The sequence below is a fragment of the Aeromonas sp. YN13HZO-058 genome (assembly GCF_001921245.1).
Classification (GTDB): Bacteria; Pseudomonadota; Gammaproteobacteria; order Enterobacterales; family Aeromonadaceae; genus Aeromonas; species Aeromonas allosaccharophila.
The window spans coordinates 1-13,908 of the sequence record NZ_MQSY01000024.1 but is presented as its reverse complement, the minus strand read 5'-3'; the positions used below and the strand labels follow the sequence as shown (position 1 = coordinate 13,908).

The 13,908-nt window shown below is 60.4% G+C and carries 16 protein-coding genes and 2 pseudogenes; 15 read left to right on the top strand and 3 right to left on the bottom strand.

The features are described from left to right. The first annotated feature begins 26 nt into the window (after positions 1-26). The gene (locus tag BSP75_RS05230; RefSeq protein ID WP_058052526.1) at positions 27-428 is read left to right on the top strand and encodes a VOC family protein; all 402 of its coding nucleotides are present in this window, start codon (positions 27-29) and stop codon (positions 426-428) included. A gap of 78 nt (positions 429-506) precedes the next feature. On the opposite strand, the gene BSP75_RS05225 is transcribed toward BSP75_RS05230, so the two are convergent. Then, a complete protein-coding gene (locus tag BSP75_RS05225; protein WP_058052527.1) occupies positions 507-827 on the bottom strand; it encodes an SMR family transporter in 321 nt (106 codons plus the stop codon). Next, positions 815-1,216 (bottom strand): SMR family transporter, encoded by a 402-nt coding sequence (locus BSP75_RS05220; protein ID WP_042063140.1) that lies wholly within the window; start codon positions 1,214-1,216, stop codon positions 815-817. Before BSP75_RS05220 ends, BSP75_RS05225 begins: the two co-directional genes overlap by 13 nt. Before the next feature lie 158 nt (positions 1,217-1,374). Here BSP75_RS05220 and BSP75_RS05215 point away from each other — a divergent pair, with 158 nt between their 5' ends. The 3 genes from BSP75_RS05215 to ppa all read left to right on the top strand — a co-directional run bounded on the left by BSP75_RS05215 (position 1,375) and on the right by ppa (position 4,694). Next, positions 1,375-2,256: a LysR family transcriptional regulator gene (locus tag BSP75_RS05215; RefSeq protein WP_075112459.1), complete on the top strand. Its 882-nt coding sequence runs from the start codon at positions 1,375-1,377 to the stop codon at positions 2,254-2,256. Positions 2,257-2,366: 110 nt separating this feature from the next. After that, entirely contained in the window at positions 2,367-3,947 is a 1,581-nt protein-coding gene (locus BSP75_RS05210) for a response regulator (protein ID WP_075112458.1), read from the top strand. Between the two features lie 216 nt (positions 3,948-4,163). Then, the gene (ppa, locus tag BSP75_RS05205; protein ID WP_033137821.1) at positions 4,164-4,694 is read left to right on the top strand and encodes an inorganic diphosphatase; all 531 of its coding nucleotides are present in this window, start codon (positions 4,164-4,166) and stop codon (positions 4,692-4,694) included. Positions 4,695-4,721: 27 nt separating this feature from the next. Here the strand turns inward: ppa and BSP75_RS05200 are convergent, their stop codons facing one another. Further along, complete coding sequence (locus BSP75_RS05200) at positions 4,722-5,069, bottom strand: hypothetical protein (protein WP_075112457.1); 348 nt, start codon at positions 5,067-5,069, stop codon at positions 4,722-4,724. Positions 5,070-5,208: 139 nt separating this feature from the next. Between BSP75_RS05200 and BSP75_RS05195 the strand changes: the two genes are divergently transcribed. The 11 genes and pseudogenes from BSP75_RS05195 to BSP75_RS21250 form a co-directional block, all read left to right on the top strand. Beyond that, a complete protein-coding gene (locus BSP75_RS05195; protein WP_075112456.1) occupies positions 5,209-6,099 on the top strand; it encodes a hypothetical protein in 891 nt (296 codons plus the stop codon). A gap of 220 nt (positions 6,100-6,319) precedes the next feature. Further along, entirely contained in the window at positions 6,320-6,862 is a 543-nt protein-coding gene (locus BSP75_RS05190; RefSeq protein ID WP_075112455.1) for a YtfJ family protein, read from the top strand. Positions 6,863-6,906: 44 nt separating this feature from the next. Then, entirely contained in the window at positions 6,907-7,206 is a 300-nt protein-coding gene (locus BSP75_RS05185; protein WP_075112454.1) for a DUF2607 family protein, read from the top strand. Positions 7,207-7,237: 31 nt separating this feature from the next. Continuing rightward, positions 7,238-7,846, top strand: coding sequence for a DUF2796 domain-containing protein (locus BSP75_RS05180; protein ID WP_075112453.1), 609 nt, complete (start codon positions 7,238-7,240; stop codon positions 7,844-7,846). Positions 7,847-7,850: 4 nt separating this feature from the next. After that, entirely contained in the window at positions 7,851-8,540 is a 690-nt protein-coding gene (locus BSP75_RS05175) for an ABC transporter ATP-binding protein (protein ID WP_005354693.1), read from the top strand. After that, positions 8,534-9,781: an ABC transporter permease gene (locus tag BSP75_RS05170; RefSeq protein ID WP_075112452.1), complete on the top strand. Its 1,248-nt coding sequence runs from the start codon at positions 8,534-8,536 to the stop codon at positions 9,779-9,781. Before BSP75_RS05175 ends, BSP75_RS05170 begins: the two co-directional genes overlap by 7 nt. Positions 9,782-9,812: 31 nt before the next feature. After that, entirely contained in the window at positions 9,813-10,289 is a 477-nt protein-coding gene (locus BSP75_RS05165; protein ID WP_111807076.1) for a DUF3299 domain-containing protein, read from the top strand. A 103-nt stretch (positions 10,290-10,392) separates the two neighbouring features. Next, complete coding sequence (locus BSP75_RS05160; RefSeq protein ID WP_075112450.1) at positions 10,393-11,253, top strand: TIGR03899 family protein; 861 nt, start codon at positions 10,393-10,395, stop codon at positions 11,251-11,253. A gap of 257 nt (positions 11,254-11,510) precedes the next feature. Next, on the top strand, positions 11,511-13,148 hold the full coding sequence (locus BSP75_RS05155; RefSeq protein WP_075112521.1) for a PAS domain-containing methyl-accepting chemotaxis protein: 1,638 nt from the start codon (positions 11,511-11,513) through the stop codon (positions 13,146-13,148). Between the two features lie 162 nt (positions 13,149-13,310). After that, positions 13,311-13,603 (top strand): annotated as a pseudogene (locus BSP75_RS05150) (transposase); the annotation flags it as partial. A 62-nt stretch (positions 13,604-13,665) separates the two neighbouring features. Next, positions 13,666-13,908: pseudogene (locus tag BSP75_RS21250) on the top strand (IS3 family transposase); the annotation flags it as partial.

Here is a 13,908-nt window from a genome sequence, read left to right as displayed (position 1 = left end):
CACTATGCTGCTGACAAGGAAACACCATGACCTTTCCGCTGTTTGACGCCATCCACCATGTGGCCATCATCGCCAGCGATTACCCACGCTCGCGCCACTTCTACCACGAGGTGCTGGGGCTACCCATCATCGCCGAAACCCTGCGTGAAGCGCGCCAGTCGTGGAAACTGGATCTGGCCCTGCCGGACGGCAGCCAGCTGGAGCTGTTCAGCTTCCCAATCACCCCCAGCCGCCCCTCTACGCCCGAGGCGTGCGGTCTGCGCCATCTCGCCTTTCGGGTCAGCGACCTCGACCGGGTCATCGCCCACCTGCTGGCCCATCAGATCGCGGTAGAGCCGGTGCGGGTGGACGAGCTGACCGGCAAGCGCTTCACCTTCTTCGCCGACCCCGACGGTCTGCCACTGGAGCTCTACGAAGCGCCTTGCTGAGCCTGCATCGGCCAAATAATCGGCCAAACAAAAAGCCGCCCGGCGAAACCGGGCGGCTTTGTCATCTATGAAGCGCTATCAGGCGGTGGTCAGCATGGCAACGGCCAGCGCCATCACCACCATCCCGGCCCAACCGATGGGCTTGAGTCGCTCACGGAAGATGAGCAAACCGCCGAGTGCGGTCCCCAGAATACCGATGGCGCCCCAGGTGGCGTAGGCCACGGCCAGATCGATCTTGCCACTGCTCACCGCTTCGGAGAGCAGGGTAAAGGCACCCAGCACCAGCATAATCCCCAATACACCCCACCCTTTGTAGCGAAAACCCCGCGAGCGGTTGATCGCCATATTGGCACCGATATCCAGCAAAGCCGCGCCAAGTACGATAATTAACGGGTGCATACCGCCTCCTTGCTGTTACGGGTGACTCTCCTGCGCACCGGTTCATCCCCGGTTTCCCCCATGGTCACCATAACAATACCCACTATTGCCAGCGCCAGACCGCTCAGCTCCTGAGCGTTCAGGTCGTAATCGAGGAACAGCACGGAGACGATGGTGATCAGTGCAATCCCCAGCCCCTCCCACAACGCGAAGGCAATACCAATGGAGATTGTTTTGGCGGCTTGAGCCAGTAGCAGATAGGAGAGGGTGATCAGGGCCCACATCGGCAGGTAGTTCAGCCATCCCGCGGCATCCTCGGGGATCATCGCCATACTGGATGTCCCCGCCACTTCGGTGAGGATGGCCCCCGTCAAGAATATGCGTGCTAAAAGCATGCGACTGATTAACATAGAATTTTCCTTCTGTTGCTGCGACGGGAGAGATGATAGCCGCAGTCGCGGCTCGGTCAGGAATCGCTGAGCGTCGAATTATCAGACGCTGACGGTTTGCCTTGTTATCCGCGGGCGGGCTAAGGTAATGCCAGAACACTCCGTCATGACCCATCTTCATGAAGCTCTATCAGATAGAACTCTTTGTAGAATCAGCAAACAGTGGTTCCCTCGCCAATACAGCCAGACGACTTGGCAAAAGCCGCAGCGCAGTCAGTACCGCCATCGCCTCCCTTGAAGTGGAGCTAGGCGTCGAACTTTTTGAACGCGGCGCCAATCAGAGTCGCCTGACCGAAATCGGCGAGCTGGTGCTGGATGACTGCAAACGGCTGCTGCAGGCGGCCAACAGCCTCAAGCTCAAGTGTGAACACTACGCCTCCGGCGCCGAGGTGGCGCTGCGGGTTGCGCGCGATGACGCCATCCCCGAACAGGTGTGGCGCGAGATGCTGGCCGCCTTGCGCAGCCAGTTCCCCGGCACCAGTATCTCGCTGGTGCTCGCCTCCCCACCCGAACTGCCTGCGCTGGTGGAAGAGGGTTTCGTCGATGCCGCCTTTGGCCTTATCACCGAGGATCAGGAGCGCAGCGGCCTCAATATCGACCTGCTTAACCCGATCCGTACCCTGATGGTGGTGGCCCCCAGCCATCCGCTGGCCAGTCTGAAGCGGGTGATGCAGCAGGATCTGACCGACCACACCCAGGTCACCCTCTCCTATGTGGATGAATTCTCGGTCAAAAGTCTGCTGCCCATCGGCGGTCAGCACATCGGGCTCTCCAGTTTCGAGCTGATGCGCGATGCGGTACTCGACGGACTTGGCTGGGCGGTGCTCCCCTCGCCGCTGATCCAGAGCCAGCTGCGGCAGGGCTCCCTGCTGACCCTGAAACACAAGTTCAGCCTGCAGTGGCGGGACTACGGCGTCTATCTGGCGGAAAATGCCTACCACGGCAAGGTGCTGGCCTGGTTGAAAAAGTCGATCCAGGCGTATCTGGAGCCTTTTGAATAGAGTAAAAAGAGACAGAGCCCGCTCACGTTCTACAATTATCCGGGTGATCCGACCGGATGTGATCGTGCATACTGTTCACATACTCATTGAGCGCCGGAGGCGTAACCGATATGAGCAGTGCCCAAGACAAGGACGATATCTGGCTGGACGACGACATCATCGAACTCGATGATGAAGAGGTCGTGGTCCCCAAGGCACTCAACCCCTGGCAGGTGCTGATCGTCGATGACGAGCCTGACATTCATCACGCCACCCGCCTGGCCCTCTCCAATATTCACTACAAGTCGCGCCCGCTTGAACTGCTCAATGCCTACAGCGGCGCCGAAGCGGGTCGCATGCTGGAAGCCAATCCCAGAATTGCCCTGATCCTGCTCGATGTGGTGATGGAGACCGAAGATGCCGGTCTGCGACTGGTACACCGGATCCGCAACGAGATGCGCAACTCGCTGGTGCGGATCGTGCTGCGGACCGGCCAGCCCGGTCAGGCCCCCGAACAGCGGGTGATCCTCGATTACGACATCAACGACTACAAGACCAAGACCGAACTGACGGTGCAAAAGCTCTACACCACCGTCATCGCCTCCCTGCGCTCTTACGAAACCCTCAGCGCCATCGACAAGAGCCGCCAGGGGCTCGGCAAAATTCTGGAAGGGGCAGGCGATCTCTATCATCTTCACTCCCTCAAGGAGTTCGCCTCCGGTGTGCTGAAACAGATCAGCGCGATTCTCGATGTGGGCACCGAAGGGGCCATCTGCGCCGAGCGGCGCCCCGATGAGCATGGCCTGGAGATCCTGGCCGCGACCGGTGACTACGAAGGGCTGCTGGAAGAGCAGCTCCTTGAGGACTTTCCGGCACTGCAGGAGTCGGTGATAAAGGCGTTGAACGAACGCTGCAACCGCTTCGAGCATCCGCAGGACTCCCTCTATATAGCCGCCCAGAATGGGCGCGAGTTCGTGCTGAGCTTCACCCCGACCCAACCTCTCGACCCGCTCGAGTGCGATCTGCTGGATGTCTTCTGCCAGCGCATCTCGGCGGCCTACGACAACCTCTACCTCTATAACCAGCTGCTGCGCGCCCAGGAGGCAACCGTGGTGGCGCTTGCTGCGCTGGCGGAGTTTCGCGACTCCGATACTGGCGAGCATGTGCTGCGGGTCCAGAAGCTTTCCGATGCGCTGGTGGAAGAGCTGCAACAGATGGCCGCGTATCCCGAGCAGCTGACCCCGGAGTTTGTCGAGATGATCGGCATGGCCTCCATCCTGCACGACGTGGGCAAGGTCGGCACCCCCGACCATATCCTGCACAAACCGGGGCGTTTTGATCCCGACGAGCGGGCCATCATGGAGCAACATGCCGATATCGGTGCCAATATCCTGTACAAGGCGGGCGAGATGGTGGAGGGAACCAGCTACCTATCGCTGGGGGCAGAGATCGCCCGGGGCCACCATGAGCACTTCGATGGCAAGGGCTATCCGGAACAGCTGGCTGGCCAGCAGATCCCGCTGTCGGCGCGGATCGTGGCGGTGGTCGATGTGTTCGACGCCCTGCTCAGCAAGCGCCCCTACAAGGAACCCTGGACGCTGGCGCAGACCATGGAGTATATCCAGTCCCGCTCCGGCACCCAGTTTGACCCTCAGGTGGTGGCGGCCCTGTCGCGGCTGGTCAATGAGTCGAGGCTCCCCTACTCGCTCTGACCCTCTTTGCTCGCAACTCCACATGCCCTGCCGGTGGCCAAGGTCACCGGCAGGGCATCAAAACTGCCGTTTTGTTGCATCCGAAACACATCAAAGCACCGTAAACCGGAAACATCTCTCTTCTTTGGCCGCGATATCCGCTGAAATATGGTCATTTAACATCACATCGCTATAATATCGGCCTGCAAACCTGATACTAACAACGAAGGAAATATCATGAGCCTGAACCTGGTACCGGCCGGCAAGAGCCTGCCCGACGATATCTATGTCATCATCGAAATCCCGCAGAATGCCGACCCGATCAAATACGAAGTCGACAAAGACAGCGGCGCAATTTTCGTCGATCGCTTCATGTCTACCCCGATGTTCTATCCGTGCAACTACGGCTACGTGAACGCGACGCTCTCTCTGGATGGTGACCCCGTCGACGTACTGGTTCCGACCCCCTACCCGCTGCTGGCCGGCTCCGTCATTCGCTGCCGCCCGGTTGGCGTGCTGAAGATGACCGATGAATCTGGCGAAGATGCCAAGATCGTGGCCGTACCGCACTCCAAGCTGACCAAGCAGTACGATCACATCCAGGATGTGAACGATCTGCCGGAACTGCTGCGCGCCCAGATCCAGCACTTCTTCGAGCGCTACAAAGAGCTGGAAGCGGGCAAATGGGTCAAGGTGGAAGGTTGGGGCGACAAGGCCGCTGCCGAAGCCGAGATCAAGACCTCTGCCGAGCGTTACGCTGCCAAGTAAGCGTTATCCGGTATGAAAAAAGGCGCCTTATGGCGCCTTTTTTGTCGGTATTTGCGGCCGCTGACCGGCTGTATCTCCGGCAGGATTGCCCTGAATGTATATTTCACGGCCATCTTTCTGGTAGGGGCGGTAATAATCACCGCCACAGCGATAGCCGCCGCCCGGCTGGCTCATCAGCTCGCAGTTGACCGGCAATACCTCCAGCCACTTGATGGCCTGCTGGAAGCGCAGCCACTCCTGCCATTCGTGTTCGCGCGCCAGCTGATCGCGCAAGGCAAAGGTATCCGCAACGGACATCCCCTTGTTGACGATCACCTGACCCGCCATGGCTGGCAGGCTGAGCAGCCCAGACAGCACTAAGATCCAAGGCTTCATAACCCCTCCAGAGTGACTTAATTTCACAATTAAATTAAAAGTCACATCAATCTGTTATCCAGATCACAAAACGAAACATCACCAAAGTGGTGCCGGCTCACCTAGTTGTTAATTATCGTCCACGGCAGGAAGCACCACCATGAAGCCGATCACCGCGCTGTTGCTGAGCCTTACTCTCTGCACCACCCTTGGCGCCACAAGCAACGCCAGCGAAATCAACATGAGCTGGCAGTGGCAATCCACCGATGGCCAGCGCAAGCACTTCCAGCTGACCACCGACGATCAGGTGATGGCCGCCAGTCGCCACGAGATGAGCCTGCTGGAGGCCTCCCTCACCAATCCGCTGGAGACGCTCTACGCCTACATCAGCCCGCGCCTCTACAACAGCATCAACCTGATCAACCAGAGCAGCCCCGAGACCGCCACCAAGTTTCGCAATCTGGAGCAGGCCTTCACCCTGCGGGACAACAGCATGGAGTCGCTGCTGTTCTGGCAAGCCTACCAACAGTATCAGGAGGATGCCTTCTACCAGATGAGGGTGGTGCCCTGCGTCCATCCGGCCAATCGTAAGCTGCCTTGCGTGCGACCCGATTACTCCCAGCTCTTCTATCACTTCAAGGGTCAGCTCAAACCGCTGGCGCAGCAGTTTGCCGCCAAGGATCTCGCCACCAGCGTCAGCCTGCTGCAGGAGTGGCTAAACGCCATTCCCACCCAGCCGGAGCAGCTGGATCACTTCGCGCCGCCGCTGCAGGCACTGCAGGATAACAAGGCCGACAGCGACGAGAAGGCGCTGTTGATGGCCAGCCTGCTGGCGGAGCTGGCCCCGCAATATGTGCTCAGCATCATCTATCCGGATATCAGTATCGGCAGCGTCTCCCCTGCCTGGCTGGCCATTACGGCAGATAGTGGCGTACCCGGTGATGTGGTGGTGATCAACAATCAGCGCCATGTGCTGCTGACCGGCTCATCCCTGCTGGCCCAGCAGATGACCATGGCCAAGATCCCCCTCATCAGCGAGTCGCTCTACTGACGCAGACAGCTCAGACCAGCTGCCAATTCATTGATTTTTCTCGATGTCATGCCATCCTAGCCGCCCTTGCCAGCCAACCTCCTGACTGGCGGGGCGCCGACGCTTCTGAATTGCGATCTTATTTAACACTTTTTAAACAGATCCGATCAGTTTAGGATGAAGCTCGCCCATTCCCTCAATCCGAAACTCGTTATAACATAACAAATGGAGTGTCATCAGGATGAAACATCTGGTACTTACTTTGGCGCTGCTGCCATCTCTGGTCTTTGCTCACAACGTCAAGGATGGCAACCCGGTGCCGCTGGTCAATGTCAGTGACAAGGGTGAGCTGGTACTGAACGGCAAGGATATCGGCTACCAACCGTGGCAGAGCACCTCGCTCACCGGCAAGGTATTCCTGATCCAGCATATTGCCGGTCGCTCCAGTGCCAAGGAGCTGAACGCCCCGATGATCGAGGCGATCAAGGCCGCCAAGCTGCCCCATGACAAGTACCAGACCGTCACCGTCATCAACAGCAATGACGCCATCTGGGGCACCTCCGGCTTCGTGAAGAGCAGCGCCGAGGACAGCAAGAAAGAGTTCCCCTGGTCCGCCATGGTGCTGGATGCCAAGGGCATGGCGCGCAACGCCTGGGATCTGATGCCGGAAAGCTCGGCGATCATCCTGCTGGATAAAGAGGGCAAGGTGCTGTTTGCCAAAGATGGCCAGCTCGATGCCAACAACATTGCTACCGTGATGGGGCTCATCAAGTCCCATCTCTAAGTCAGAGAGCAAGGGCGCTGATGGCGCCCTTTCCATAAGGGTCTATGGGTCGTATCAAGCTGAAAATCTGGATCTTGCTGCTGGGCTGGTTATGGCTGCAGCCTGCCCTTGCCCGGCATCAGCTTGAATCCGCCCTGCCCGGCCACGACGACCATCACTGCCTGGTTTGCGCCCTCCATCTGGATGGCAAGCAAGTCATCACCGCCACCCCCTATTGTTTCCCCAATGCGACGGCTGTTCTGCCCGCTGTTGCAACCATGCAACTATCGGCGGATACCGCCACGCTGCACAGCTATGCCATCCGTGCGCCGCCAGCCTCTGCTTTTCTCTATCCCTTTGTTTAATTTCGCCATTTGTTTTGAAAAAGGATTAAAGATGAAAGCAGTTACTCTGTTGCTGGCCGCGGCCACCTTTGCTGTGCACGCAAATCACGATGAACACGAGAGCCACAGTCACGGCGCCCACGAGCATGGTCATGGTCACCTCAATCTGGTGGTCGATGGCAACCAGCTGATGATCGAGCTGCAGGCCCCCGCAGCCGATCTGGTGGGCTTTGAGCACGCCGCCAAGAGCGATGAAGAGAAGGCGCAGTATGCCAAGGCGGTCGCCCGCCTCCAGCAGCCTGATGCCCTGTTCCGCTTCGACCCGGCCGCTGGCTGCAAACTGACCCAGCAGGAGCTGCAGGCCGCCAAAGAGGATCACGACCATGACCATGACCATGACCATGACCATGACCATGACCATGACCATGACAAGGCTGCCAGCGACGAGCATGAACACCACCATGATCATGACGAAGGGGGTCACGCCGATATGGGTGCCATGTACACCTACACCTGCGCCACGCCCGCCAAACTGACCGGCCTTGAGGCGACCCTGTTCAGCGTCTATCCGAGCCTTGAGAAGCTGAGCGTGCAGGGGATCCTGCCCACCGGCCAGACCGCTGGCGAGCTGACCCCATCCGCCAACAAGCTGAGCTGGTAACGCCATGAAAAAAGCCGTGGTTGAGATCCGCGATCTGGCCTTTGCCTGGCCAGGTGGCGACGCTGTGCTCGATCTGCCCGCCCTCACCATCCGCGAGGGTGAGCGGGTCTTTATCAAGGGCCCGTCGGGCTCCGGCAAATCGACCCTGCTCGGGTTGCTGGCCGGGATCCAGACCGCCAACCACGGCACCCTGGAGGTGCTGGGCCAACCATTGGCCCGGCTCTCTGGCCGTGCCCGTGACCACTTCCGGGCGGCCAATCTGGGTTATATCTTCCAGCAGTTCAATCTGCTGCCCTTTCTCTCGGTGCAGGACAACGTCACCGCTGCCCTCACCTTTTCGCCCGCCAAACGGGCTCGCCTGCAAGGGAGTCCGGAGCAGGAGGCGCGCCGTCTGCTGGCGGAGCTGCAACTGCCGGACGAGGCGCTGCATCGCCCCGTGCACGCCCTCAGCATCGGCCAACAGCAACGGGTTGCCGCCGCGCGGGCGCTGATCGGCTCACCACCGCTGGTGATCGCCGACGAGCCCACCTCGGCCCTCGATACCGACAACCGGGCGGCCTTTATCAAGCTGTTGTTCGAGGAGTGCGACAAGCAGGGCTCGACCCTGATCTTCGTCAGCCATGACCCTTATCTCGAACCCCTGTTCCCACGGGTGGAAAACCTGCAACAACTTAACCGGAGGGCAACGTGCTAAAGCTCGCCCTGCAAAGTCTCTGGGCCCGCCGCCTCACCGCCGGGCTCACCCTGCTGGCCGTCGCCATCAGCGTCACCCTGCTGCTCGGGGTGGAGCGGGTGCGCACCCAGGCCCGTGAAAGCTTCTCCAACACCGTCTCGGGCACCGATCTCATCGTTGGCGCCCGCTCCGGTCAGGTGAACCTGCTGCTCTACTCGGTGTTTCGCATCGGTAACCCCACCAACAACGTGGGGTGGGACTCCTATCAGGCCATCAAGCAGAAACCGGGCGTCGCCTGGACCATCCCGCTTTCGCTTGGCGACTCCCACAAGGGATTTCGGGTGCTCGGCACCAATGGCGACTACTTCACCCACCTGAAGTACGGTCAGCAGCAGTCGCTGCAACTGCGCGAGGGGCGGCCGTTCGACACGCCCTTTGAAGCAGTGCTCGGCGCCCAGGTGGCCGAGAAGCTGGGTTATCGTCTTGATCAAGCCATCGTCATCGCCCACGGCGCCGGCAACACCTCGTTCAGCCAGCACGACAATCTGCCGTTCAAGGTGGTGGGTATTCTGGCACCGACCGGTACGCCGATCGATCGCACCATCCATGTGCCGCTGGCGGGGATCGAGGCGATCCATCTGGGCTGGGATACCGGCCGTCACAGCAAGAACGTGACACCGGAGCAGGCGCTGGCGCAGGATCTAACCCCGAAAACCATCACCGCCTTTATGGTGGGGTTGAGCAACCGGATCCTGGCGTTCCAGCTGCAGCGCGGCGTCAACACCTATCCCAAGGAGCCGCTGATGGCGATCCTGCCGGGCGCTGCCCTGCAGGAGCTGTGGAGCCTGATGAGCGTGGCGGAAACCGCGCTGTCGGTCATCGCCGGTTTTGTGGTGGTGGCGGGCCTTATCGGCATGCTGACCACACTGCTGGCGGGGCTTAACGAGCGGCGCCGGGAGCTTGCCATTTTGCGCTCCCTCGGTGCGGGCCCTGCCCACCTGTTCCTGCTGCTGGCGCTGGAGGCCATGGCGCTGACCACGGTCGGCATCGCCCTCGGGGTCGCCGTGCTCTATCTGGGGCAGGGGCTTGCCTCGCCCTGGCTGCTCAGCCACTATGGCCTGCAATTAAGCTTGGGGCTGCCGAGCGCCTACGAGTGGCAGCTGCTGGGGGTAGTGTGGCTGGCAGGCATGCTGATTGGCCTGCTCCCCGCTGCCCGCGCTTACCGCTACAGCCTGAGCGATGGCATGAGCATTCGTGTCTAGCGAGACGCCCTAAATAGAAACAGAAGGACAGATGATGAAGTGGAAAATAGTGGCGCTGCTCGCCAGCCTGCTGGTGCTGCCCGCCCTGGCCGCCGATTACAAGACCATAGACTGGGATGTGCTCATCCCGGAAGGGGAAAAACTGCTGCCACCCCCGCAGGTGAGCCACGATGGGGATCTCGCCTCCGTGCCGCAACCGGTGGGCGGGGTAAACAAGAAGCTGGACAACCAGGATGTGCGCATTCCGGGCTTCGTGGTGCCGCTGGAAGGGGATGCCAAGAAGATCACCGCCTTCCTGCTGGTGCCCTACTTCGGCGCCTGCATCCATGTGCCGCCGCCCCCCACCAATCAGGTGATCTATGTGAGCTACCCCAAGGGTGCGCCGGTGGATGATCTGTGGGATGCCATATGGGTGAAGGGCAAGATGCGCACGGTCAGCTCCAGCCACGAGATGGCGACCGCCTCCTACTCGATGGAAGCGGTCGAAGTGAGCGTCTACGAGGAGTAATCCTCCCGTTGCAAAAAAAGCGGCCTCCACGGAGGCCGCTTTGTTATCTTGGCATCCCGGTTGGAGTAACATTCAGCCCAGAACCTGTGCGAATGGAGCCAGCATGGCCGATCTGCCCCCCCCCAAGAAAGAGAGTTCGATCCTGAGCAGCCAGGAGCAGACCCTGCGTCTGGCCCGCAGTCGCGGCATCGACGGCATGCTCACCCGCAACAGCGACAGCACCTTCGAACAGCGCGCCACCTTTCGCCATCTGGCGGATCAGGCCGCCCGCCAGCGCAATCTGGAGGCCATCATGGTGATGGCCTCTCGCCACTGCGAAGAGACGGCGGCCGGCGGGGAGATGGACAGCGACTGGCTGACCCGCTTCCTACAGTTGGCAGAAGATATCAGCATGGTGCCGATGCAGCAGCTGTGGGGCCGCATCTTCGCCATCGAGGTCGCCACGCCGGGCCGCTTCTCCATCCGGGCGCTCTCTACCCTCAAGGAGATGACCCAGCGCGAAGCCATGCTGTTCCAGCGAGTCTGCGCCCTCACCTGCCACTATGCCGGCAGCGATGAGCAACGGCTGCTGCTGGGGCTGCACAAGGGGGCCAGCTTGCTGAGCCGCGCCAAGGCGACACGCCTCGGCCTTGGCAAATACCGGCTGCCCTACAACGCCCTGTTGCAGCTGTTTGAACTGGGGCTGCTGCACCGCGCAGAGCTGGAGTCCGGCCCGCTGCCCGCCGACGGGGTCGAGCTGGAGTTCGGCAACCAGCGCTGGCGGCTGCAGTGCAAGCAGCACAACATCACCCTGCTCTACTACCGGCTCACCCCGGTGGGCAACGAGCTCGCCCAGCTGCTGCAAGAGTCGCCGCTGGAGGAGTACCTGCAGGATCTGAAAACCGTGCTGGTGCAGGGGATCCAGATCGAGGTGCAGCATCAGGTCAGCGAGACCACACCGCCCCCCCCTGACGCCACCCCCTGATCGTCGATGGGGGAACACTCCCACCGACGCGCCACAAATCCCGATCACTGCACCTCACTCAGCAAAGTGAGGTGCAAAATGCAGATCCCCTCGCCTCTTGCCGCTCGTTTTTTGCACATTGCAACGACAGCAGCGCCACATTCAGTGGCTGCGCCCCTTTATTGACACAAGAGTCACTTAACGTGATTGATGGCCCGCCCTTTGCTTTGAACTTGATGCAGCTCAATTTTCAACCACCACAGCTCGGAAGCATGGCCATGAGAATCAATCAACCGGTTACCCAAAGAGAACGCCTCTATTCAGACCACCAGAGCCTGATCTCAACCACGGATCTGGAAAGCCGCATCACCTACGCCAACGATGAGTTCTGCGACATAGCAGGCTTCTCGCTCGACGAGCTGGTGGGGGAACACCACAATCTGGTGCGCCATCCTGACATGCCGAAACAGGCCTTTGCCGATCTGTGGAACCATATCCGCGAAGGCAAGAGCTGGATGGGGCCGGTGAAAAATCGCTGCAAGAGTGGCGATCACTACTGGGTCAGTGCCTTTGTCACCCCCATCAAGGATGCCAGCGGCCGGGTGGTGGAGTATCAGTCGGTGCGCACCGCCCCGAGCGAGGAGATCAAACAGCGGGCCGAGAAGGTCTATGCCGACCTTCGCAACGACAAGCTGCCGCTGGCGCTTAAACTGCCCACCTTCTCCCATGCCCTGACCATCAACCTCTGCCTGCTGCTGAGCCTGATCGCTATGTTGGCGCTGGGCTACAACCACGATATGAACTGGCAACTGGCGCTGGCCGCCCTGCCGCTGGCGATAGCGGCCATCACCCTGAATGCCCTCTCCCGCCGCCTCGGCAAGCTCAACAAGATGGCCCGCAGCCGCTTTGACAACCCGCTGATGCAGTTGCTCTACACCAACAAGGTGGACAACATCGCCGCCATCGAACTCTCGATGGTGATGAATCAGGCCGAGTTCAACGCCGTGCTGGCCCGCACCCAGCAGACCTGCAGCAAGATCCTGCAGGCCGCCGAGGAGGATCTGCGCAACGCCGAGTCCATCACCGACAACCTGCAACAGCAGCAGGCCGAGACCAATCAGGTAGCGACCGCCGTGACCGAGATGTCGGAATCCATTCGCGAGGTGTCGCAGAGCTCCAGCGAATCCTCCAGCCTGCTGGACAAGACCGCCGACCTGTTCAAGAGCGGCAATCACAGCGTGGCCGAAACCGTGGCCGCCGTGGCGGGCATGAACAGCGAGCTGACCACCTCCAAGGTCGTCATCAGCGCGCTGGTCGGCCACTGCCGCGATATCGACGGCATCCTCGATGTGATCAACAACATCGCCAACCAGACCAACCTGCTGGCCCTCAACGCCGCCATTGAAGCGGCCCGGGCTGGCGAGGCGGGCCGCGGTTTCTCGGTGGTGGCTGACGAGATCCGCTCGCTCGCCATCAAGACCCAATCCTCGACCAGCGAAATCCAGAAGATGATCACCGAGCTGCAAACCAGCGCCGGGGATGCAGAGCAGGCGATGGAGAAGGGCTGCCAACTCTCCGAGAGCTGCCAGCAGAAAGCCTCGGCGACCGGCACCATACTCCAGCAGATCAACAACATGCTGCAGCAAGTCGCCTCCGGCAGCGGCCAGATTGCCCAAGCGGTGCAGGAGCAGTTCCACGTCACCGCCGAGATCAACCGCAACGTGCTCAGCATCAAGACCCTGGCCGATGACTCCAGCGTCGGCAGCCAGCATGCCGTGCACGGCATCACCCAGCTGGTAAACCAGTTGAGCGATCTCGACCGGCTGGTGCGCCAGTTCCAGAAAACCGCCCCGGCGAGCCAAAGCCGCTACGAAGTGGCAGCCACCCGCGCCGTGCCGGTGCGCCAAGCCAGATAACCACAACACAAACAATCACCGCAGAAAAACCCTATGGGCCCGCAGGCCCATTTGGTTTTTTAATGCCCGCTAACAAGAGGACGATACTCCCGCTTCACCTGAATCGCCCCCAGTTCCCTAGACACCTCATAGCCTTAAAATGAGGCAACTATTGGAGGTGTTATGACCCGTCAGCGTTATCCAGAAACATTCAAAATCGAAGCCGTTAAACAAATCACCGAGCGCGGACGGCCGGTGGCTGACGTTGCACGCGCCCTTGGGGTATCCAGCCACAGTCTGTATGCCTGGCTCAAGCAGTACGGTAAGCCCGCTGACCAGCAGCTCGAAGAGTCAGCCTTGCAAGCCGAGATCCGCCGCCTGAAAGCCGAACTGCGCCAGGTCACCGAAGAGCGCAATATCCTAAAGGAGGCCGCCGCGTACTTTGCCAGCGAGTCAAGGAAAGGTACGCGTTCATAACCTCCCGACTCGACNGCAGTACGGTAAGCCCGCTGACCAGCAGCTCGAAGAGTCTGCCTTGCAAGCCGAGATCCGCCGCCTGAAAGCCGAACTGCGCCAGGTCACCGAAGAGCGCAATATCCTAAAGGAGGCCGCCGCGTACTTTGCCAGCGAGTCAAGGAAAGGTACGCGTTCATAACCTCCCGACTCGACCAGTACAGTGTCGTTACCCTGTGCCAGACCCTGGGGGTTCACCGAAGTGGCTTCTACGCGTGGTTGAAACAGCCCGTATCGCCACGACAGCGGGAGGACGAACGACTGACCG